The 21,964-nt window shown below is 66.2% G+C and carries 21 protein-coding genes; 10 read left to right on the top strand and 11 right to left on the bottom strand.

Going from position 1 to position 21,964, the window contains the following annotated elements; translation table 11 throughout:
• Positions 1-205: 205 nt before the first annotated feature.
• Positions 206-3,139, top strand: a complete 2,934-nt coding sequence (locus ACW9UR_RS12135) for an Rne/Rng family ribonuclease (RefSeq protein ID WP_458917254.1) — start codon at positions 206-208, stop codon at positions 3,137-3,139.
• Between the two features lie 75 nt (positions 3,140-3,214).
• On the opposite strand, the gene ACW9UR_RS12130 is transcribed toward ACW9UR_RS12135, so the two are convergent.
• Entirely contained in the window at positions 3,215-4,360 is a 1,146-nt protein-coding gene (locus tag ACW9UR_RS12130; protein WP_458917253.1) for an aminotransferase class I/II-fold pyridoxal phosphate-dependent enzyme, read from the bottom strand.
• A gap of 87 nt (positions 4,361-4,447) precedes the next feature.
• Here ACW9UR_RS12130 and ACW9UR_RS12125 point away from each other — a divergent pair, with 87 nt between their 5' ends.
• The 5 genes from ACW9UR_RS12125 to aat all read left to right on the top strand — a co-directional run bounded on the left by ACW9UR_RS12125 (position 4,448) and on the right by aat (position 9,164).
• Positions 4,448-5,743, top strand: a complete 1,296-nt coding sequence (locus ACW9UR_RS12125) for a M48 family metalloprotease (RefSeq protein ID WP_458917252.1) — start codon at positions 4,448-4,450, stop codon at positions 5,741-5,743.
• Positions 5,744-5,763: 20 nt separating this feature from the next.
• On the top strand, positions 5,764-6,510 hold the full coding sequence (locus ACW9UR_RS12120; RefSeq protein ID WP_458917251.1) for a DsbA family protein: 747 nt from the start codon (positions 5,764-5,766) through the stop codon (positions 6,508-6,510).
• Positions 6,511-6,623: 113 nt separating this feature from the next.
• Entirely contained in the window at positions 6,624-7,124 is a 501-nt protein-coding gene (accB, locus tag ACW9UR_RS12115) for an acetyl-CoA carboxylase biotin carboxyl carrier protein (RefSeq protein ID WP_458917250.1), read from the top strand.
• A 10-nt stretch (positions 7,125-7,134) separates the two neighbouring features.
• Positions 7,135-8,478 carry an acetyl-CoA carboxylase biotin carboxylase subunit gene (gene accC, locus ACW9UR_RS12110; protein ID WP_458917249.1) on the top strand — a complete coding sequence of 448 codons (1,344 nt, stop codon included), beginning with the start codon at positions 7,135-7,137 and terminating at the stop codon, positions 8,476-8,478.
• Between the two features lie 29 nt (positions 8,479-8,507).
• A complete protein-coding gene (gene aat / locus ACW9UR_RS12105) occupies positions 8,508-9,164 on the top strand; it encodes a leucyl/phenylalanyl-tRNA--protein transferase (protein WP_458917248.1) in 657 nt (218 codons plus the stop codon).
• Here the strand turns inward: aat and ACW9UR_RS12100 are convergent.
• From ACW9UR_RS12100 to ACW9UR_RS12080, 5 genes are all read right to left on the bottom strand, one after another.
• Positions 9,128-9,715, bottom strand: coding sequence for a DUF2155 domain-containing protein (locus tag ACW9UR_RS12100; protein WP_458917247.1), 588 nt, complete (start codon positions 9,713-9,715; stop codon positions 9,128-9,130). The genes aat and ACW9UR_RS12100 overlap by 37 nt on opposite strands.
• A 2-nt stretch (positions 9,716-9,717) precedes the next feature.
• Complete coding sequence (mlaD, locus tag ACW9UR_RS12095; protein ID WP_458917246.1) at positions 9,718-10,173, bottom strand: outer membrane lipid asymmetry maintenance protein MlaD; 456 nt, start codon at positions 10,171-10,173, stop codon at positions 9,718-9,720.
• A 4-nt stretch (positions 10,174-10,177) separates the two neighbouring features.
• Positions 10,178-10,552, bottom strand: a complete 375-nt coding sequence (locus ACW9UR_RS12090; RefSeq protein ID WP_458917245.1) for an NADH:ubiquinone oxidoreductase subunit NDUFA12 — start codon at positions 10,550-10,552, stop codon at positions 10,178-10,180.
• A 60-nt stretch (positions 10,553-10,612) separates the two neighbouring features.
• A complete protein-coding gene (locus ACW9UR_RS12085) occupies positions 10,613-10,996 on the bottom strand; it encodes a RidA family protein (RefSeq protein ID WP_458917244.1) in 384 nt (127 codons plus the stop codon).
• A 75-nt stretch (positions 10,997-11,071) separates the two neighbouring features.
• Positions 11,072-11,239: a hypothetical protein gene (locus ACW9UR_RS12080; protein WP_458917243.1), complete on the bottom strand. Its 168-nt coding sequence runs from the start codon at positions 11,237-11,239 to the stop codon at positions 11,072-11,074.
• A 297-nt stretch (positions 11,240-11,536) separates the two neighbouring features.
• On the opposite strand from ACW9UR_RS12080, the gene ACW9UR_RS12075 reads away from it, so the two are divergent.
• Positions 11,537-13,639 carry an alkyl/aryl-sulfatase gene (locus ACW9UR_RS12075; RefSeq protein ID WP_458917242.1) on the top strand — a complete coding sequence of 701 codons (2,103 nt, stop codon included), beginning with the start codon at positions 11,537-11,539 and terminating at the stop codon, positions 13,637-13,639.
• 124 nt (positions 13,640-13,763) lie between these two features.
• On the opposite strand, the gene clpX is transcribed toward ACW9UR_RS12075, so the two are convergent.
• Complete coding sequence (clpX, locus tag ACW9UR_RS12070; RefSeq protein ID WP_458917241.1) at positions 13,764-15,029, bottom strand: ATP-dependent Clp protease ATP-binding subunit ClpX; 1,266 nt, start codon at positions 15,027-15,029, stop codon at positions 13,764-13,766.
• Between the two features lie 251 nt (positions 15,030-15,280).
• Complete coding sequence (locus ACW9UR_RS12065) at positions 15,281-15,901, bottom strand: ATP-dependent Clp protease proteolytic subunit (protein WP_458917240.1); 621 nt, start codon at positions 15,899-15,901, stop codon at positions 15,281-15,283.
• Between the two features lie 190 nt (positions 15,902-16,091).
• Between ACW9UR_RS12065 and ACW9UR_RS12060 the strand changes: the two genes are divergently transcribed.
• Positions 16,092-16,985 carry a CE1 family esterase gene (locus ACW9UR_RS12060; RefSeq protein ID WP_458917239.1) on the top strand — a complete coding sequence of 298 codons (894 nt, stop codon included), beginning with the start codon at positions 16,092-16,094 and terminating at the stop codon, positions 16,983-16,985.
• 9 nt (positions 16,986-16,994) lie between these two features.
• On the opposite strand, the gene ACW9UR_RS12055 is transcribed toward ACW9UR_RS12060, so the two are convergent.
• Together ACW9UR_RS12055 and ACW9UR_RS12050 are read right to left on the bottom strand one after the other, a co-directional pair.
• Complete coding sequence (locus ACW9UR_RS12055) at positions 16,995-17,648, bottom strand: 5-formyltetrahydrofolate cyclo-ligase (RefSeq protein ID WP_458917238.1); 654 nt, start codon at positions 17,646-17,648, stop codon at positions 16,995-16,997.
• A 204-nt stretch (positions 17,649-17,852) separates the two neighbouring features.
• Positions 17,853-18,377, bottom strand: coding sequence for an acyloxyacyl hydrolase (locus ACW9UR_RS12050; RefSeq protein WP_458917237.1), 525 nt, complete (start codon positions 18,375-18,377; stop codon positions 17,853-17,855).
• A 169-nt stretch (positions 18,378-18,546) separates the two neighbouring features.
• On the opposite strand from ACW9UR_RS12050, the gene ACW9UR_RS12045 reads away from it, so the two are divergent.
• Positions 18,547-19,416 carry a DMT family transporter gene (locus ACW9UR_RS12045; protein WP_458917236.1) on the top strand — a complete coding sequence of 290 codons (870 nt, stop codon included), beginning with the start codon at positions 18,547-18,549 and terminating at the stop codon, positions 19,414-19,416.
• 155 nt (positions 19,417-19,571) lie between these two features.
• Positions 19,572-20,282, top strand: a complete 711-nt coding sequence (locus ACW9UR_RS12040; RefSeq protein ID WP_458917235.1) for a PRC-barrel domain-containing protein — start codon at positions 19,572-19,574, stop codon at positions 20,280-20,282.
• 82 nt (positions 20,283-20,364) lie between these two features.
• On the opposite strand, the gene ACW9UR_RS12035 is transcribed toward ACW9UR_RS12040, so the two are convergent.
• Positions 20,365-21,960, bottom strand: a complete 1,596-nt coding sequence (locus ACW9UR_RS12035; RefSeq protein ID WP_458917234.1) for a phospholipase D family protein — start codon at positions 21,958-21,960, stop codon at positions 20,365-20,367.
• Between the last annotated feature and the right edge of the window lie 4 nt (positions 21,961-21,964).

Below are 21,964 nucleotides of genomic sequence, written 5' to 3'. Positions count from 1 at the left end.
CGGCAGGTAGCCGGGCCCGCAACATGCCCGGCCAAACCCGGGCCAGGAGACAAACCGCGATGGACCGCGCAGGCCTTTCTAACTTGACCCGAAGGACGGCGACTGCCTCCCGGGTCGGGCCTATAGCGCGCGACCTAGCCCAATTCGCCCCCGTCCTTCCGCGCCCGCCAGGGCCGCGGCCCTACGGGGGCGGCAGAAAGACACCATGGCAAAGAAAATGCTCATCGACGCCACGCACGCCGAGGAAACTCGCGTCGTCGTGGTCGAAGGAAACAAGGTCGACGAATTCGATTTCGAGTCGCTGAACAAGCGGCAACTGGCAGGAAACATCTATCTCGCGAAGGTCACACGGGTGGAGCCGTCGCTCCAGGCCGCCTTCGTGGACTACGGCGGGAACCGCCACGGCTTCCTCGCCTTCTCGGAAATCCACCCCGACTACTACCAGATACCCGTCGCCGACCGTGAGGCCCTGCTGGCCGAGGAACAGGCGCTCGAACGCGCCGAAAACGACGAGGAAGAGGAAGAGCGCAGCAACCGCAAGGGCGGCTCGCGCTCCCGCAGCCGGTCGCGCTCGCGCAGCCGCTCCAAATCGCAGGCCAACCGCGAAGGCGCCCCGAGCGCCGAGGACGCCGTGCTGGTTCAGGACGCACCGCACGAAGACGGCGAATCCACGCTGGTCGAGGATCTGCCCGAAACCGCAGGCGACCGCCCGGCACAGGGCGACACGCCCCAGGACACGTCCGAGGCCCAGGCCGAAGTTGCGCCCGAAACCGCCCCGGCAGAGGGCGCGGATACGCCAGAGGTGACCGAAGCGGAAGCCCCGGCAGCGGACACCACCTCCGAGGCCGACGCACCCCAGACCGAGGCGGATGCCTCCGAAGAGGTCAAGACCGAGGAAGTGGACGCCAAGGCGGCCCCTGACTCGACCGATGCCGACGAGGACGACTCCGAAGACGACGAGGACGCCAAGGCCGAGGACGTTGACACCGTCGGCGCTGACGATCCCAAGGAAGAGATCGCCCCCCGCCGCCCGCGTCCACGCCGCTACAAGATCCAGGAAGTCATCAAGGTCCGGCAGATCCTGCTGGTTCAGGTCGTCAAGGAAGAGCGGGGCAACAAGGGCGCCGCGCTAACCACCTATCTCTCGCTCGCCGGCCGCTACTGCGTGCTGATGCCGAACACCGCGCGCGGTGGCGGCATCTCGCGCAAGATCACCAATGCCGCCGACCGCAAGAAGCTGAAGGAAATCGCCTCGGACATCACCGTGCCGCAGGGCGCAGGGCTGATCATCCGGACCGCCGGCGCCAAGCGCACCAAGACCGAGATCAAGCGCGACTACGAATACCTGCTGCGCCAGTGGGAGCAGATCCGCGACCTGACGCTGCGCTCGATCGCGCCCGCCCACATCTACGAGGAAGGCAGCCTCATCAAGCGCTCGATCCGCGATCTCTACAGCCGCGACATCGACGAGGTGCTGGTCGAGGGCGAAGCGGGCTACCGCGAGGCCAAGGACTACATGAAGATGCTCATGCCGTCCCACGCCCGCAACGTGAAGATCTACACCGACCCGATGCCGCTGTTCGCGCGCTATCAGGTCGAGAACTATCTCACCGCGATGTTCAACCCGACGGTCCACCTGAAGTCCGGCGGCTACATCGTCATCGACGTGACCGAGGCGCTGGTCGCCGTCGACGTCAACTCGGGCCGCTCGACCAAGGAAGGCTCGATCGAGGAAACCGCGCTCAAGACCAACCTTGAAGCGGCCGAGGAAGTCGCCCGCCAGGCCCGCTTGCGGGACCTTGCCGGTCTGATCGTCATCGACTTCATCGACATGGACGACCGCAAGAACAACGCGGCTGTCGAGAAGCGCCTGAAGGACAAGCTGAAGACCGACCGCGCCCGCATCCAGGTGGGCCGGATCTCCAGCTTCGGCCTGCTCGAGATGAGCCGCCAGCGACTGCGTCCCGGCATGCTCGAGGCGACGACCGCGCCCTGCGCCCATTGCCACGGCACCGGCCGCGTGCGGTCCTCGGACAGCATGGGCCTCGCGATCCTGCGCGAGCTCGAGGAAGAGGGCGTCCGCCAGCGCGCGAAGGAGGTGCTTGTCACCTGCCCCGTGGAGATCGCAAACTACCTGCTCAACGCCAAGCGCGATCATATCGCGATGATCGAGGCCCGCTTCGGCCTATCGGTCCGGGTCGAGGGCAAGCCGGGCATGATCAGCCCCGACTACGAGATCCAGCGCTTCAACACCGCCAGCCGGTCGGTGCCGCAGGCGCAGGAACTGGAAACCATCCGCATCGCGCCGATCGCCGACCTCGAAGAGGACGAGCCCGAGGCCGAGGTCGAGGCCGAAGAGGTCCAGGCCGAAGCCGCGCCCGAGGCGCAGGCCGAGGACGATCAGCCCAAGAAGAAGAAGCGCCGGCGTCGGCGTCGGGGCGGCAAGAACCGCACCAACGGTGACGAGCAGAAGGCATCGGAAGACGGCGATAGCGCCAAGTCCGACGGCGAAGGCGAAGCTGATGCCAAGCCGGACGAGGCCGTAACCGAGGGTGCTCAGCCCGAGGCAGCCGAGGCTGGTTCAGGCGACGCAGCCGAGGCCGACGCGCCCCGCAAGCCCCGTTCGCGCAGCCGAAAGCGTAAATCGGCCACTGCGGAAGTCGCTGAGACCGCAAGCGAGACCGTGAGCGGCGACGATCCGTCGATCGATCAGACCCCCGAGGCGGCGGAAGCCGCGCCCGAGGCTACGGTCGAAGCACCGACCCAAGCCGAGCCCGAGGTACAGGCCGAAGCAGCGCCCGAACCGGAAGCAGAGCCCGACGCACAGGCCGCGGCCCCTGCCCCCGAAGCAACCACCGAAGCACCCACGGAAGCCGCACCGGACACCACTGAGGAAGCGACGCCCGAGACCCCGCAGGAGCCTTCCCCTGCAACCGGAGCCAAGCCCCGCAAGGAGCGTGTCCGCGCGTCGGCCAAGGAAACCATCGAAGCTGTCGTCGGCGCTGCCGCTGCCGTGGTCGCCCCCGAGGCGGACAAGGCTGAAGGTGAAGCCGGCCCCGAGACGGCTGACGCGGAAGGCGGCGAGGAGCAGCCTCGCAAGCGCGGCTGGTGGTCCCGTGCCCTCTCCGGCTCGGACTGACGCCTGACACGATCCCGAACAGGAAACGGCGCGGCCCTTGGGGACCGCGCCGTTTTCATTTCCGGCAAATGAGCCTCAGCCGCGCGCCTGGTACCAGGCCTTCAGCCGCTCCGCGCCCTCGATCATGTCCGCGTGCGATCCGGCATAGGAAAAGCGCAGCGTCTGGTGTCCGCGCACCGGGTCGAAATCTAGCCCCGGCGTGACCGCGACCCCCGCCACCTCCAGCAGTTCCGCCGCCAGCGCCCGGCTGTCATCGGTCAGGTGCGAGACATCCGCATACAGATAGAACGCCCCGTCCGGCGGCGCGATCCGGTCGAAGCCCGCGCGTGGCAGCGCGTCCAGAAGCAGCGCGCGATTCTTCGAATAGGTCTCGACGTTGCGGGCCATCTCATCCTGCGCATCCAGCGCGGCCAATGCGGCGACCTGCGCCACGTGGGGCGCACAGATGAAGAGGTTCTGCGCCAGCCGCTCGACCCGGCGCACATGATCCTTCGGAACCACCATCCAGCCGACGCGCCAGCCGGTCATCGAGAAGAACTTCGAGAACGAGTTGATCACGTAGACCTCGTCGCTCACCTCCAGCGCCGTGGTCGCCCGCCCGCCATAGGTCAGCCCGTGGTAGATCTCGTCCGAAATGAAGTCGATCCCCGCCGCATCGCAGGCGCCGATCAGCGCGGCCATGTGGTCCTTGTCCAGGACCGTGCCCGTCGGGTTCGCCGGGCTCGCCACCAGCAGCCCGTCCAATCCCAGCCCCGGCAAATGCTCGGGCGCGACCTGAAACCGGGTCTCCTCGCCGGTCTCTATCCTGACAGGATCGAGCGACAAGGCCTTGAGAATGTTGCGATAGCTCGGGTAGCCCGGATCGCCGATCCCGACCCGCTGCCCGGCATCGAACAGCGACAGGAACGCCAGCTGGAACCCGGCCGAGGAACCGGCAGTCACCACCACCCGCCCCGGATCAAGGTCCACCCCGTACCACTCGCCATAAAGCCGGGCGATGCGCGCGCGCAGCTCCGGCAGGCCGAGCGCGACCGTGTAGCCCAGCGTCTCGCCGCCCATGGCCCGGGTGACCGCGCCGCGCGCGGCCTCGGGCGCGGGCGTGCCGGGCTGGCCGATCTCCATGTGGATGATCCGCCGGCCCGCTTCCTCGGCCAGCCGCGCCTGCTCGGCGACATCCATCACGATGAAGGGATCGACATCGCCGCGGCTTGAAGTTCGCATCGCTATCGCCTTTGCTGTTGCGGAACACTTCGGAGGCACACCATTTTCCGCGCACGCTGGCAAGGGGCCGTCGCCCTGCTCTGTGCATTGCTGCTGCTCGCGGCCGGCCCCCGCCAGGCCGCCGCGCAAACGCTGATCCGTGACGCCGAGATCGAGAACACCCTCGACCGGATCGCCCATCCGATCCTGACCACGGCCAACCTCAGCCCCCGCCGTACACAGATCTACATGCTGAAGGACGATGCGCTCAACGCCTTCGTTGCCGGGCGCGACGACATCTTCCTGTTCACCGGGCTTCTGCGGAAACTCGAGAGTATCGACCAGTTGCGTGCGGTGATCGCGCACGAGGCCGGACATATCGTCGGCGGCCACATGGTACGCCGGAACGAGGCGATCAAGCGCGCCCGCGGCACCGCGGTGCTGGGCATGATCCTCGCCGCCACCGCTGCCGCCGCCGGGGCTCCGCCCGAGGCGGCGCTTGCCGCAACGATCACCGGCAGCCAGTTCGCCGAGCGTGGCCTTCTGGCCCACACGCGGGCCGAGGAATCCGCCGCGGACCAGACCGGGCTCTATCTGCTGGCCGCCTCGGGCGCCGATCCACATGCGATGGTCGAGCTTATGCGCCTGTTCAGCGGCCAGGAGATCCTCAGCGCCCGGCAAGCCGATCCCTATACCCGCACCCACCCGCTCTGGTCGCAGCGCCTGCGCCAGATCGAGACCGAGGTGTCCAGGCTGGGCCCGGGCGAGCCGATCGATCCGGATCTTGCCTACTGGCACCGGCGGATGGTCGCGAAGCTAGACGCATTCCTACTGCCACCGGACCGCGTGCTGAGGGACTATCGCGGCGACGGAGAGATCGAGCTGCTCGCGCAGGCCGTCGCCTGGCACCGCCGACCCGACCTTGCCAAGGCGCACGCCACGATGTCCCGCTTGCTGGAAATGCAGCCGGACGATCCATATTATCACGAGCTCGACGGCCAGATACGGCTCGAATCCGGCGATGCGTCAGGCGCTGTCGCAGGCTATCGCCGCGCCGCCGCACTGGCCCCGGACGAGCCGCTGATCCTGTCCGGGCTGGGCCGGGCACTGATCGCCATTGACACGCCGGCGGCGACGCGCGAGGCACTCGAGGTGCTGACCAGCGCGCGCCGTGTCGACAAGGCCGACGGCATGGCGCTTCGCAATCTGGCCATCGCCCACGCCCGGCTCGGCCAGGAGGGACTGGCCGCGCTCGCCACCGCCGAGCGGATGATGCTGGCGGGCCGCACCCGCGACGCCGCGATCCACGCGGCCCGCGCGCAGAACCAGCTTCCGGCCGGCTCGCCCGGCTGGCGGCAGGCCGACGACATACTACGCGCCTCCAGGCGCGCCGAAACGCGCTGACGCTGACGAAGGAAAACCGCATGAAACTGCTTCTCCCGCTGCTCCTCGTGCTCGGAATGGGCTCCGCCGCCGCGGCCGGCCCGTTCGACGACCTGACCGACGAGGACCGCGCGCAGCTCGGCGCCGAGATCCGGGGCTACCTGCTGGAAAACCCTGAAGTTCTGATGGAGGTCATCTCCGAACTCGAATCGCGTCAGGCCGCCGCCCAGGAAGTCGAGACGCAGCAGGCGCTCGAAGAGTACCGCTCCGCCCTGTTCGACGACGGCCACTCGTTCGTAGGTGGCAATCCAGAGGGCGACATCACCATCGTCGAGTTCCTCGATTACCAGTGCGGCTACTGCAAGCGCGCCCACCCCGAGGTGACTGAACTGCTCGCGCGGGACGGCAACATCCGCTTCGTCCAGAAGGAATTCCCGATCCTCGGGCCGGCGTCCGAGACCGCCTCGCGCGCCGCGATCGCCGTTCTGCTGGAGCAGGACGCCGAAATCTACAAGGCCTTCTCCGACCGGCTGATGGAGCACAACGGTCCCCTGAACGACAAGATCGTCGAAGGTCTGGCGAAGAAAGCCGGCGTCGACGTGGACGCGATGACCGCGCTGGCCTCCTCGGACCGGGTCACCGCCGTGATCCAGGCCAACCGCGAACTGGGTGCCGCACTGCAGATCAGCGGCACGCCCACCTTCGTGATCGGCAATGAGCTGGTCCGCGGCTACCTGCCCCTTCCGCAGTTGCAGGACGTGGTGGACGCCGAGCGCGAGGCGATGTAGGCGAAACGCGGGGACGGATCGCACTTTTCCTGCGCGCCCGTCCCCCTTATAAGGCATGAACCGCGCGCCCCGGCCGGGGCTGCGCATCAATGCGAGGCAGAGCCGGGGAACGGATGAAGAAGAGCGATCACACCTCCGACGTGGAATTCATCGCGGCGCTCGCCGCACTTCTGCGCGAGCACGACCTGAACGAGGTCGAAGTCCGCCGCAGCTATGGCGAGGACGACACGCTGGACGTCCGGGTCGCCCGCGGCTCGATGGCGGCGGTCCCGCAGCAGGTGGTGCACGCTGCACCGGCGCCCGCTCCTGCGGCGCCCGCGGCTGCCGCCCCGGCGCCCGCACCGGCCGCTGCCGAGGTTTCGGACGATCCGGCGCAGCATCCCGGTGCCGTGACCTCGCCCATGGTCGGCACCGCCTACCTGCAGGCCGAACCTGGCGCACCCGCGTTCATCAGCGTCGGCGACAAGGTGACCGAAGGTCAGACCGTCCTGATCATCGAGGCGATGAAGACCATGAACCAGATCCCCGCGCCGCGCGCCGGCACGGTCAAGCGGATCCTGGTCGAGGACGGATCGCCCGTCGAATTCGGCGCCCCGCTCCTGATCCTCGAGTGAGGGCGGACCCGTGTTCAAGAAAATCCTGATCGCCAACCGGGGCGAGATCGCGCTGCGCGTGATCCGTGCCTGCCAGGAAATGGGCATCTCGACGGTCGCGGTGCACTCCACCGCCGACGCCGACGCGATGCACGTCCGCATGGCCGATGAAAGCGTCTGCATCGGCCCGCCACCGGGCACCGACAGCTACCTTTCGGTCCCCTCGATTGTTTCCGCCTGCGAGGTCTCGGGCGCCGAGGCGATCCATCCAGGCTACGGCTTCCTGTCCGAGAACGCCGCCTTCGTGCAGGTGCTCGAGGACCACAACATCACCTTCATCGGCCCCTCGTCCGAGCACATTCGCCAGATGGGTGACAAGATCACCGCCAAGGAGACCATGCGCCGCCTGGGCGTACCCTGCGTGCCCGGCTCCGACGGCGGCGTGCCCGACCTTGCCGAGGCGCATCGCCTCGCCGACGATATGGGCTACCCGGTCATCATCAAGGCCACCGCCGGCGGCGGCGGGCGCGGCATGAAACTGGCCCGCTCGAAATCGGAACTCGACCACGCCTTCCAGGGCGCCCGGTCCGAGGCCAAGGCCGCCTTCGGCAACGACCAGGTCTACATCGAGAAATACCTGCAGAAGCCGCGGCATATCGAGATCCAGGTCTTCGGTGACGGCAAGGGCCGCGCGGTGCATCTGGGCGAGCGCGACTGCTCTCTGCAGCGCCGCCACCAGAAGGTCTTCGAGGAATCGCCCTCGCCCGCCATCGACGACGAGACCCGTGCCCGGATCGGCAAGATCTGTGCCGATGCCGTCGGCGAGATGGGCTATTCCGGTGCCGGCACGATCGAGTTCCTCTACGAGGACGGCGAGTTCTACTTCATCGAAATGAACACCCGCCTCCAGGTCGAACATCCGGTGACCGAAGCGGTCTACCGCGTCGACCTCGTGCAGGAGCAGATTCGCGTCGCCGCGGGCGAACCGATGACGCTCAGGCAGGAAGACCTGTTGCCCGTCGGCCACGCCATCGAAGTGCGGATCAACGCCGAGAAACTGCCCGAGTTCCGGCCCAGCCCGGGCCGGATCGCGGCCTATCATGCGCCGGGCGGCCTTGGCGTGCGCATGGACAGCGCGCTTTATCAGGGCTACTCGATCCCGCCCTATTACGACAGCCTGATCGGCAAGCTGATCGTGCATGCCTCGGACCGCCCGCAGGCACTGGCGCGTCTGCGCCGCGCTCTGGGCGAGTTGATCGTTGACGGTATTGATACGACAACGCCGCTCTTCTACGATCTGCTTGACCAGGCAGATATCCAGACGGGCGACTATACGATCCACTGGCTCGAGAAGTTCCTGGCCAAGGGTGAGTGAGTAGCAGTTCGGGGGATAGCCGAGACGGGATGAGAGACGACCCGAACTACCCCCCGATCAACGCCCGCCTCTTGCTCGAGGCCTACGCTTCGGGCATTTTCCCGATGGCCGAAGGGGCCGACGCGTCGGAAATCTTCTGGGTCGATCCCAAACTGCGCGGCGTGCTTCCCCTCAACGGGCTGCACGTCTCCCGCTCGCTGAAGCGCACGATCAAGCGTGGCGGTTTCGACGTACGGATCAACTCCCGCTTCATGGATGTCGTGGACGCCTGCGCCGACCGGGACGAGACCTGGATCAACCCGCAGATCGAAGAACTCTACCACGACCTGTTCCGCATGGGGTACGCTCATTCGGTCGAGGTCTGGTCCGAGGGCGAGCTGGCCGGCGGTCTCTACGGCGTCGCACTCGGCGGCGCATTCTTCGGCGAAAGCATGTTCTCGCTGAAACCGGACGCCTCGAAGATCGCGCTGGTCTACCTTGTCGCCCGGCTTCGGGTCGGCGGCTTCAGCCTGCTCGACACCCAGTTCGTCACCGAACATCTTGAACGCATGGGCGCGGTCGAAATCCCCCGCGCCCGCTATCATCAGCACCTTGAAGAAGCCCTGCGCCGCCCCGCCGATTTCTGGCGGCTGCCGCTGTCAGAACCGCCTCAGCTGGTGCTGCAGCTCAGCACCCAGACGTCATAGCGCGGGTGGTCCAGGGCTGACAGCGCCGGGCTTGAGGCCAGCATCCACCCCGCGAACCGCTCGTCGTCTTCACGCTGATCGCGGATCCGCAGGAAGGCATAGGCCTCCTCGGTGATCTCGCCCTGGGGGTAGCGGCAAGCCTCCAGCGTCACGATCAGGCGCTTGAACGCCAGGGTCTGGCCGACCTCGATCTCGAAATCGTTGACGGTGTTGGTCAGCTTGTCGAGCCCGCGCAGCCGCGCCTTTGGCGCCTCGACCATCGTGCCGGGGATGACCTGCACCGCATTCGCAGGCGGCTCTTCCGGGATCCGCGCGCGCGGCTCGTCCGCAAACGGATCCTCCAGCTCGCTCGGCTCGTCGGCCAGATCCTGCGGAAGGTCGCGCAACTGGTCCTCGACGCTGGGCTGCGGATCGTTTGGCCCCGATGGCAGCTGATCCAGCGGCAGCGTCAGGATGCCCGGATCGCTCAGGTCGATGTCTTGCGCAACTGTGGGCAGCGCCGCGACCGCAGCCGCGGTCACGAGCGCCGCGAAGCGGACGCCTTGGCGCATTCTCAGTTACCCTCGTCGTCGCCGGTGACGAATTTCATCAGCAGGTTCAGGAAGCTGATGGCGCTCTGGGTCAGCACGATCTCGTCACCCTCTTCCAGCATGTACTCCGAGCCGCCGGGGGTGATCTCGACGAAGTTCCCGCCCAGCAGCCCCTCGGAGGCGATCTTCACGTCCGAGTCGTCCGGGATCTGGATCGCGTCATTGATCGCCAGCCCGACCTCGGCCTGGTAGGTCTGCGGGTTCAGCGCAAGCTTGTTGACCGCGCCGATCTTGACCCCAGCCATCCGCACGTCGGTCCCGACCGCGATCCCTTCGACCGACACGAAGCGCGCGTTCAGGTCATAGCGCCCGTCCCCGCCGACACCGAGCCCGGTGGTCTGGCTGCCGTAGAACACGAACCCCGCGGCCGTCAGCAGAACCGCCGCGCCCAGCAGCGTCTCGGTTACCGAATTGGCCATACGCTTACTCCGGCGACCAGGCTTCGTAATCCGCGCGCGCCTTGGGCTGCGCGGAATAGAGACTGCCGGGCGGGTGATAGGCGGCGGGCGTACCGGTCATGTTCGGCTGGTGCGGCTTCTCCCAGGGCTTGGTCGGAAGAGGCTCTTCGGTCGGCGGCGCCTGGAAGGTGTGGTGCAGCCAGCCATGCCACTCCGGGCTGACCCGGCTGGCCTCGGCCTCGCCGTTGTAGATGACCCAGCGGCGTTTGCCGTCGGCGGTCTGATAGAACACGTTGCCCTGCGCATCCTCGCCCACCTTCTTGCCGTGGCGCGAGGTGAAAATGCGGGTTCCGACGGTCTGGCCGTTCCACCAGGTGAATAGCTGTGCCAGCAGGCTCATGGCGTGCCTCTCCTTGAACTCACACCCCTTCTATTGAGGCCGGGGGCCAAGGTCCAGAGCCTAGGCGCGAAGCCGCGCGGTAACCTCGATCTCGATCTTCATCGCCGGGTCGATCAGCCCCGCCTCGATCATCATCGACGCGGGCCGCGCTTTGCCGAAAGCGGCCCGCAGCGCCGGCCAGCAGGCCTCGAAGTCCGTCCGGTCCGGCAGCACGTAGGTGACCCGCACCACGTCGTCGAGCGTCGCCCCCGCCTCGGCCAGGGCCGCTTCGATATTGCGCAGCGCCTGAACCGCTTGCGCCGCGGCGCCATCGGCCAGCGTCATCGTCGCATAGTCCATCCCCGTGGTCCCCGAGACGAACACCCAGCCATCGCAGACCACCGCCCGGGAATACCCGATCTCATCCTCGAACCGCGATCCCGAGGAAATCCGTCTGCGCTCCATATCCCGTCCTTCCACGCCACCCGCCCCCTGCTCGCGCACCTCGCGGGGTGCGTCAAGCCGGAGGCGCGGCGGGGCTTAGACGATTAGCGGCAGCACACAATGCGCGAAGGCGGCGCCGATCCCGGCAGTGCCGACGAGGATCCCGACACGCCGCGGCGATACGGCCGGCCGGCGGCGGGGCCACTGCGAATAGGGGCCGACGATCTGGTGAATTACAGGGCCATAGCCGGTCTGAACAGTCATCTCATGTCCTTCCATGTTGTTGGTTGCAGGAAGACCATGCGCCCGGACTGTTTCAGTCGTTCTCCGCGGGGAGCACGAAGGTGTTTCGATTGTTTCTAGAAGCAAGGATTGCACCCTAACCCGCCAAACTTGATCGCGCGCAATACCTCAGTAGATGCCCCTGGGGGATAATAGTGTTGATATGTCAGTGCCTAATGCAAACTTCTTAAAGCGTCATGTTCAAGTTGATCCAAATCAGTGATCCAGTTTTCCGGCAAGGCAATACTGGATCACGATGCACGATCAGGAGCCATGGCCATGACTACCCGTCGCGACTTCATGAAAGCTATCCCCGCCGCAGGGGCGGCCTTCGCTGTGACGCCTACATTCTTGTCAGAAGACGGCACCGTGCGGGCGCAAGACGCCGCGCCAGCGGACGGCCACTTCCATCCCAAGGGAAAGCCACCATCCGAGCACACGCTCCGTGTTCTGGCGGAGGCACGTGAGGGGCTTCCGTTTAGCGACACACGCGACTTCGACGAGCAGCAGCGCGGCTTCATTGCTGAAATGCCGGACCGTCAAATAATGGCCGATGCCGGTCACGTTGCCTGGGACAAGGGTGCGTTCGACTTCCTCGACGAGGATCGGGAGTGGGAGACGATACACCCGTCACTGCTCCGGATATCCAAGCTAAACCAGAACTACGGTCTCTACGAGGTGATACCCGGCATTTACCAGGTCCGAGGCCTGGATCTCTCCGATGTCTCTTTCGTACGTGGAAAGACGGGCTGGATCGTGATCGATCCACTTCTGACGGCGGAACCGGCCCGCGCGGCCTTGAAGCTGTTCCAGGAACATGTCGGCGAGGGCCTGCCGGTAACCGCGGTGATCTATTCGCATTCGCATGCTGACCACTGGGGCGGCGTTCGTGGCGTCGTGGATGAAGCGGACGTCCGCGCGGGCAAGGTGGAGATCATCGCCCCCCGGGACTTCATGGAACATACGATCTCGGAAAACGTCTACGCCGGGAATGCAATGAACCGCCGGCTGTCCTACCAGTATGGTTCTCAACTAACGGTCAGTCCCTACGGTTTTGTCAATCAGGGGCTTGGGAAACGCGTGTCATTCGGCGCGATCGGCCTCATCGCACCGACGCGCATCATCGAAGAAGACATCGAGTATATCGAGGTGGATGGCGTGCGGATGGTATTTCAGAACACGCCGGGGACAGAGGCTCCCTCCAACATGAACACCTACATCCCCGAGATGAAGGCACTCTGGATGGCCGAGAACGTCACCGGGACGCTGCACAACATCTATACGCTGCGCGGTGCACCGGTTCGCGACCCACTTCGATGGTCGAAGTATACAGCTCGCGCGCTGCATCTTTTCGGGACGGAAGCAGAGGTGATGTTCTATTCACACCACTGGCCGCGTTGGGGAAACGATCGCATCCAGGAAGTGCTTCGCGGGCAACGTGATCTATACGCCCACATGAACAACCAGGTGCTGCACCTTGCGAACCAGGGCGTGACGATCAACCAGATCCACAATGTCTACGAGCCGTCCGAGGGACTGAAGCAGACGTGGCATGCGCGTGGCTACCATGGTTCTCCACAGCACAACAGCCGCGGCGTGATCCAGCGCTTCCTTGGCTTCTGGGATGCGAACCCGGCGACGCTGATCCCGCTCTCACCCGAGGCTTCCGCACCACTCTACGTCGAAATGATGGGTGGAGCGGAAAAGATCATGGCCAGGGGAAAGGAGTTGCACGATGCCGGCCAGTACATGGAGGCTTCCGAGATTCTCAACCGGCTGTTCCTGTCCGACCCCGGCAATCAGGATGCCCGCGATTTGCTGGCGGACGTCTGGGAGCAGCTCGGATACCAGCAAGAGAACCCGGGGCTACGCAATAGTTTCCTGGCCGGCGCCTACGAACTGCGTTCCGGAATCTCCGACGCAGAAATCCCCGACAGTACGAGCGCGGACGTGATCCGAGCGATGTCGACCGAGCTCTTCCTCAACTTCCTCGGCATCAAGATGGATAGCCGCAAGGCGGAAGGGTTGCGCTTCACGATCAACCTCATCACCCCGGACAACGGCGAAAGATTCACCATCGATATGGAGAACGCGACGCTCACCAATCTCGAGGGCTTTCTTTCTGACGCGCCGGATCTGACGCTGGTGATCGACCGTGCAGAACTCGAGAAGACAATGACCGGCGAGGTCAATCTCGAAGACCAGATCGCGTCCGGCGCAGCGCAAGCCGATGGTGACCTCACGGTGCTGGCAAAACTCGCTGGGACGATGGTGGAATTCGACCCTCTGTTCGAGATTTTGCCAGGTACGAAGCGCGGAGAAGCGGAGGTTGCGCAATCCAACGCCTTCGAGGCCGTTCCAGGCGCGCCAATCGCGGAATGATCGGGCGAACTCCAACTCGGCTTCTTGACCGGTCGGCATCTGTTGCCAGAATCCATCAACCAAAAAGCCCGCCGGAACGCATCCGGCGGGCCAAATGATACCCGGAGCCTCGGCCCCGCGCCTGTCAGCTGGCGCTGGCGGGCTCCTGTTTCTTGTCGGCGTAGATCAGCAGCGGATCGCCCTTGCGGTCGATGGCTTCCTCGTTGACCACGACCTCCTCGACGCCCTGCATGCCGGGGATCTCGAACATCGTGTCCAGCAGCACTTCCTCGAGGATCGAGCGCAGGCCGCGGGCGCCGGTCTTGCGCTCGATGGCGCGCTTGGCGATCGAGGTCAGCGCCTCGTCGGTGAACGTGAGCTGCACGTCCTCCATCTCGAACAGGCGCTGGTACTGCTTGACCAGGGCGTTCTTCGGCTTGGTCAGGATGGTGACCAGCGCATCCTCGTCCAGATCGTTGAGCGTTGCGATCACCGGCAGACGGCCGACGAATTCCGGGATCAGGCCGAATTTCAGCAGATCCTCGGGCTCCAGCTCCTTGAAGACCTCGCCCACGCGGCGGTCTTCCTCGTCCTTCACGTCCGCACCGAAGCCCATGGCCGAGCCCTTGTTGCGCTGCGCGATGATCTTGTCGAGCCCCGCGAAGGCGCCGCCGCAGATGAACAGGATGTTGGTCGTGTCCACCTGCAGGAACTCCTGCTGCGGATGCTTGCGCCCGCCCTGCGGCGGCACGGAGGCCACGGTGCCTTCCATGATCTTCAGCAGCGCCTGCTGCACGCCCTCGCCCGAGACGTCGCGGGTGATCGAGGGGTTGTCGGACTTGCGGGAGATCTTGTCGACCTCATCGATGTAGACGATGCCGCGCTGCGCCCGTTCGACATTGTACTCGGCGGACTGGAGCAGCTTCAGGATGATGTTCTCGACATCCTCGCCCACGTAACCGGCCTCGGTCAGCGTGGTGGCGTCGGCCATGGTGAACGGCACGTCCAGGATCCGCGCCAGCGTCTGCGCCAGCAGCGTCTTGCCGCAGCCGGTCGGGCCGATCAGCATGATGTTCGACTTCGCCAGCTCGACCTCGGGGTTCTTGCTGGCATGGTTCAGCCGCTTGTAGTGGTTGTGCACGGCGACCGAGAGAACGCGCTTGGCGACCTCCTGCCCGATCACGTAGTCGTCCAGAACGTTGCAGATCTCCTGCGGGGTCGGAACCCCTTCGGACGACTTGACCAGGCTGGACTTCGTTTCCTCGCGGATGATGTCCATGCAAAGCTCGACGCATTCATCGCAGATGAACACGGTCGGGCCGGCAATCAGCTTGCGGACCTCGTGCTGGCTCTTGCCACAGAACGAACAGTAGAGCGTGTTCTTGCTCTCGCCGCTGCCTGATTTGCTCATCGTTTCCTCCTCTGCCCCAGCGGCCCGGTGGCCTGCGGGGCATCTGCTCTGCCCGAGTCATTTTCCGCCTGAGCCATTAAGGCATGGTCAAAGCGGAAATGACAAGAGACGGCGCCAAAAATGCCAAGGCGGCAAAGGACCCGTGACCACATGCCCCGGTCCTCCGCACCCCGTGCCGGGCGGCAACGACGCCCCCGCGGCATGCGAAATATCCGTCATGTCCTGCCCGGACGCGCCGGGCGCGGCCGCGCTCAGTCCTCGCCGGCGCGGCTGGCGACCACTTCATCGATCAGGCCCCATTCCTTGGCCCGGTCCGCGGTCATGAAATTATCGCGATCCAGCGCCGCTTCCACCTCTTCCAGCTTCTGGCCGGTATGGCGGACGTAGATCTCGTTCAGGCGCTTCTTCAGCGACTGGGTCTCGCGGGCGTGGATCATGATGTCCGTCGCCTGGCCCTGGAACCCGCCCGAGGGCTGGTGGACCATGATGCGCGCGTTCGGCAGCGCATAGCGCATGCCGGGGCTGCCCGCCGCCAGCAGCAGCGAGCCCATCGAGGCCGCCTGCCCGATGCACACGGTCGAGATCTTTGGCCGGATGTACTGCATCGTGTCGTAGATCGACAGGCCCGAGGTGACGATGCCACCGGGACTGTTGATGTACATCGCGATGTCCTTCTTCGGGTTCTCCGCCTCGAGGAACAGAAGCTGCGCGACGATCACCGTCGCCATCTCGTCATGGACCGGACCCGAGACGAAGATGATCCGCTCCTTCAGAAGGCGCGAGAAGATGTCGTAGCGGATCGAGCCGCGTGCGGTGGTTTCATCCACGGTCGGGATGATGAAGCTCGTCAGCGCGGAAAGCGGATCGTTCATGTCGTCCTGCCTCTCAAGGGCCCGCCCGATCTGGGGCGGTTCGTGAATGTCTTTGGCGTCACTCTGCTGTCAAAAAGGAATAAGCCTCGTGGCGGGCGGCTGCAAGGGGCGGCGGGTGACCGCATCGTGAATTGACCCCGTGCCGGGGCGGCCACATCGTCGCGGCAGATGGTCAAGGAAAGGTGAACTCGTGCGCGCGTCCCGAACATTGCTCGCGGCCCTTGCCGCGCTGATCGCAACCGCCCTGCCCTCGGGCGCGCAGGATTGCGGCCAGGACGGCCCCGCGTGCGAGGTTCCGCTGGGCAGCTACCGCATGGCAATCCCCGAGGGCGAGCCGCCCGCCAGCGGCTGGCCCGCGCTGCTGTTCTACCACGGCGCCGGCGGCACCGGCGCGCGGACCCTGTCGAACACCGGCATGGTCGACACCTTCCTCGACCACGGCTTCGCGGTGATCGCCCCGGACGGTCTGCCGCGCCCGGGCTCCCGCTTCGGCCCGGGCTGGTCCTTCCACCCCGAGCGCGAGAAACTCCGCGACGAGGCGCAGTTCACCCGCCAGCTGATCGACGACGCCGCGCGCCGCCACCGCGTCGACCGCGACCGCGTCCTGATGTCGGGCTTCTCCATCGGCGGCTCGCTGGTCTGGTATCTCGCCTGCGAGGATCCCTCGCTGGCCCGCGCCTATGCCCCGGTCGCCGGGGCATTCTGGCGTCCGCACCCGGTCACCGAGGATTGCGCGGGGCCGGTGCAACTTCTGCACACCCACGGCTGGCGCGACACGACCGTGCCCCTCGAAGGCCGCCCGCTCGGCGGCGGCACGATCCTGCAGGGCGACGTGTTCTACGGGCTCTCGGTGCTGCGCGAGCTGAACGGGTGCGAGATCCTGCGTGCCGACACGTTCGACACCTCAGGCTCGTTCTGGCGCCGCTCGTGGACCGAATGCACCCCCGGCACCGCGCTGGAATTCGCGCTCCACACCGGCGGCCACAGCGTCCCCGCTGGCTGGTCCGAAATGGCGCTCGACTGGTTCGAGGCCCTGCCCCCGCCCGCTGCCGAGGCGCGCGTCACGCCGGTGTCCGGCAACTAGGATTGCAGCTCAGGGAAAGGCCCGGCCAGCCTCGGTGACGATCTCGCCCATCGGCACGTCGTGGGGCTGGGGGAAGATCGTCGGGATCGCCTGCCCCGCATAGCCCACGCCGATCACCCTGCGCGGGCCGAGCTTTGCCAGCGTCCGGTCATAGAACCCGCCGCCATAGCCCAGCCGGTAGCCTTCGGGATCGAAGCCCACCACGGGCGCGATCACCACATCGGGCACCACTTCGGGGCCGGCCTCTGGGATCGGAATGTTCCACACGCCCCGCGTCATTGCGCAGCCCGGGCTCCAGAGCCGGAAGATCAGCGGCGCCGCCTTCTCCACGACCACAGGCAGGGCGCAGGCCCCGCCCCGGTCAATCACTGCCCCCATCCACGGGCGCAAGTCCGGCTCTCCGCGAAACGGCCAGTAGGTGCTGACGGTCAGCCCTTCTAGGTCCGGCAGCAGCGCATCCAGCGTCGCGGCGATCCTTTCGCCGAACGCCGCCCGCTCCGCCTGGCTCAACGCCATCCGCGCCTCGATCAGCCGCGACCGCTCGGCCTTGCGCCAGCGCGCCACGTCCCGCGCGGTCTGCGCATCGGTCACGCCGCTATAGGCCGGGTCCAGTTCATGCAGGAAACAGGGCGGCGATCCGCCCGCGTCTTCCGTGCCGCTCATGTGCCCCCCCTTTCGGGCGGATGCTGGCACCCGCAGCGGGTCAAGTCACGCCGGTTTTCGCCCTGCGATGTCCCGCCTGCGACCGCGGCTCAGAACCGGTGAAGACGCCGTTTACGAAGTTTTAAGAAACTTTTCACTTTATACTTCAAGGACTTAAGGGGGTTTTCACGATGAAATCCCTGATTTTCACGCTGAAACGCGCACTCAGAACGGCATGTGCAAGCGCAGGCCGATGGTCTCCATCCCGGCGTTCTCGGAATAGATGTTGGCGTTCGAGCGATGGTCCGCCATCACCGAAACCCGCGCCCCGTTCAGCCCGTCGAGATGCACGCCAAGTTCGACGCCCGAGCGCACGGTGAACGCCCCGCCCAGCTCGTCCGGGCGGTCTCCGATCCAGACACCCGGCACGAACTCCATGCCTGCGTAAAGCGGAAGCGGCCCCAGATCGAAATCCTTTTGCAGCGCGAACCCTGCCCCGGCAAAGCCCAGCCCCTCGGTATTGGCCGAGACATCCAGCACCGGCCGCAGCGGCCCGTAGGCCACGCCCGGGTAGTAGCTGACCCGAAGTTCGGTCCCGAAACTGTCGCCCTCAATCTCGGGCGCGGCGATGCCGACGGTCCCGAAAGCCTGCCGGCCTTCCATCTCGAAAAGCCCGTCTTCCCGGTCCAGCGCGGCCGAGCCGAGCGCCAGCAGCCAAAATAACACCGCAACGGTCCCGTCTTCGATCATCCTGCGCCTCTTCTTTTCTGCTCGTCCCGCCGTGCTAGAGCCGCGCGCCCGGCTTGTCACTTGGAAACCCGCGAGTTGCGCCCGCCGGTTGCAAAGCCGCCGCACCGGCGCTAGGCGAAAACCTCGCGAATTGCAGCGTGAAAGGCGGGCGATGACGGGAACGGCACGAATGCTCGGCATTGCCTCGGTGATCGCGGCGGCGATGCTCTGGGGGACGACCGGAACCGTGCAGGCCCTGCTCCCGCCGGAACGCCAGCCGTTGGTGGTCGCCGCCCTGCGCGTCCTGATCGGCGCCCTCGCCCTTTTCGCGCTGGCGCTTTCATCGCGCAACAGCCGCCTCGGCTTCCGCGACCTTCCCCTGCCGGGCGTCATCTTCGCAGGGCTTTCGATCGGCCTTTACAACCTGCTCTTCTTCCTCGCCGTGATCGAGGCCGGGGTCGGCGTCGGCACCGCCATCGCTATCGGCAGCGCCCCGGTCTGGGTCACGCTCTACGAGATCACCCTGCAACGCCAGATGCCCGGTCCGGTTCGCGCCGGAGGCCAAATGCTCGCTATCGCCGGGGCCTGCCTGCTGGTTTTCTCGGGCGGCACCGCCTCGGGTTCCGCGCTCGGCTACCTGCTGGCCGCGGCTGCCGGGGCCGCCTATGCCAGCTACTCGCTGGCCACCAGTCGGATCTCGCAGCATGCGCCTTCCACAACCCTCGCGGCGGCCACCTTCGGCACCGCCGCGCTCGCCCTGCTGCCGGTCCTCTTCCTCGTCCCCGTCGGCTGGGCCGCCGCCCCCAGCGCCTGGCCCGGACTTCTGTTCCTCGGCATCGGTGCGACGGCGCTGTCCTACGCGCTTTATACCTGGGGCCTCGGGCGGGTGACGGCCTCCACCGCCGTGACCCTGGCATTGGCCGAGCCGCTGACCGCATGGCTCCTCGCAATCTTCGTGCTGGACGAGCCGGTCACGCCCGCCCGTCTGGCCGGCGCCGCGCTGCTTCTTGCGGGGCTTGCCATCGTAACCCTCGCGCCGCGCAAGTCAGGTGGCAATTGAATGCTCTAACGCCCTGCGTTTCGGGCTGAAAACTCGTCAGAAAAAATCTTCTCAATGGAACCGGCGAGTTTCCGCCATAGCGGGAACCGCAGGACAACATCGGCGTTATCCGGTCATCTGACGCGCCCTTTCGGCGCCAGAGAGGAGGAACTACGATGCGTATGACCAAAACCTTTGCTTCCGTAACCGCGATGGCCCTGATCGCAGGCACCGCCTTCGCCCAGGACGCCGTGACCACGGAAACCGAAACCGACGCCGAGATCCAGGCCCAGACCGAGGAAGCCGTGCCCGCCGAAGGCGGCGCCGTGCTGACCACCGAGGCCGAGGTCGAAGGCGAAGTCGAGACCGAGGCTGATGTCGCCACCGACGGCGAGGCCCTGCCCACCGAAGGCGAAGCGGAAACGACCGCGGAAACCGACGCGATGCCCGCCGAAGGCGAAGCGGAAACGACGGCTGAAAGCGATCCGATGCCGGCCGACGGCGAAGCCGACGCCGAGATCACCGCCGAGGGCGACGCTCCGCTCGAAGGCACGATGGACACCTCGGCCGAAGCCGAAGCCGGCATGTCGCTGGCCGACATCAACAGTGAAGACCTGGATGGCGCCCCCGTCTTCGGCATCGACGATGATCGCCTGGGCGAGATCTCGGAGCTGATCCTCGACGACACCGGCAAGGTGAAAGAGGTCGTGATCGACGTTGGCGGCTTCCTGGGTCTCGGCGAAAAGCCGGTGGCCGTGAACTTCGAGGAACTGCGCCTGCAGCCGGAAGGTGATGGCATGGTCGAGGGCGATGCTACGGATAACATCCGTATCTATGTCGACATGACCGAAGAGCAGCTGGAGAACCTGCCCGAATACGAAGGGTAAGTCGTCACTCCAAAGCGCACAAAAAGAGCGGGCCCCGATCGGGGCCCGCTTTCTTTTTGCTCAATGGATTATCGCGTTTTCTTCAGACCATTTCCTCGGGCATCCCCGGGACCGGGATCGCCGTCGCACGTGCCGCGCGGATGTCATAGGGCACCAGGAAGCCGCGCCGCTGCTCCGGCTGGCTGCGGGCATTGTCGGACAGGATCTGTTTCCAGTGCTCGAAGGACGTGTCCGGGTCGAGCGCTTCAGGTGTCGGGTCGTCGGGCATCCACTTGCGGAAGATCTGCTCGCGCACCTTGCGCACCTCCTCGGGGTCGGTCAGGCAGACACCGGTTTCCGTGTCCCATTTCATGGACCGGCCGTTCAGGTTGGCGGAAGACACCACCGCCGCGTTGTTGTCGAAGATCGATACCTTGGAGTGCAGGTAGATCAGCGGCGAGCCCCAGAGGGCCGCGCGCTCTGCGTCAAGATCCAGATTGTTCCGGACGCGCCGCTGCACCGGGCTGGCGATCAGCATCCGGTCGCCGAAAGCACGCTTGACCAACTGCAGATACTTGGTCTGCAGGAAATCCCCGAACCGGCCGTCGAGCGGCGGTCTTTTGGTGAACGCCACAACCTCGGGCGCGCCGGGCAGCAGCAGCACCAGCTTCAGATCCTTCGCACGCCGGGCACGCGCCGCGAGACGCAGCGCGATACGGCGGTCGCGGAAGAATTGGGTTTCCAGGTAGATCAGCTTCTCGGCCTTGGAGATCTGCCGGTGATGCGCCTCGGACAACTCGCGCACGACGTTCTTGGGCGAGAGCGCGAGCGAAGCCCTGCGGCGGCGGCGCGAGACCGTGCGCAGCACGCCCGGCGTCGCGGGCGGCTGCTCGTCGCCAGACGTCACCGCAGGCAGGCTGCGCAGGTGGGTGCGCCCTGCCCGCGCCATCTCGGGATCGCGGATCAGCACCTGCACGTCGTGCCAAGTCTGCTGAGCCGGCTGGTCATGATCGTGATCGTCCCAGCGCCGCTCGTCGAGATCCAGCCCACCAATGTAGAGTCGGTCCTCGTCGATCACCGCGATCTTCTGGTGATGCGAGACCGGGAACAGCGGCACCGGACTGAACGGCGGCAGGCCCTGAAGGGCGCGGAGACCGGGGGTTTCGGCAGCGCAAAGGTCGCGCTCGCCCTCTGGCAGGTTCCGCAGCCAAGCGGATTTCCGGCGCCGGATCAGGGCAGTGAGCGGCCAGAACACCAGCCGCGGGATCGGCGCGACCGCCGCGGGATGCAGGAGCGGGCGCACGATGAGCGGTGCGGCCCCCGGTCCCGCCAGTTCCCGCACGCCGGCCAGAACGCGCATGCTGTTCCAGCAGGTGCGGTGCAGTTCGGTCGCCATCAGCGGATCGAAGTCGCCGAGGTAGAGATCGACCTTCACACCGCGCGCCAGCGCGTGGGCCAGCAGATCGGCCCAGTCGCGCCCGACCGCCTTGCCCTGCGCGGACCGCAGCAGAGTGCGTGGATCGAAGATGCGGAAGCCCATCGTGATCTGGTCCCGCGCTTCGAGTACCGCCCGCTCGAAGGCGGGGTACGCTTCGCCGGCGGTGACGAGCACCTTCAGATCCCGGGGAGCTTCGCCTTTATCGAATTCTTGTGTGGCGGAAGCCGCAACCGGCTCCGCCATCGTATCGAGATCGCGCATTCTG

The sequence above is a fragment of the Halovulum sp. GXIMD14794 genome (assembly GCF_054457455.1).
The sequence above is the reverse complement of the archived record's forward strand: the minus strand, read 5'-3'. Positions and strand labels throughout refer to the sequence as shown.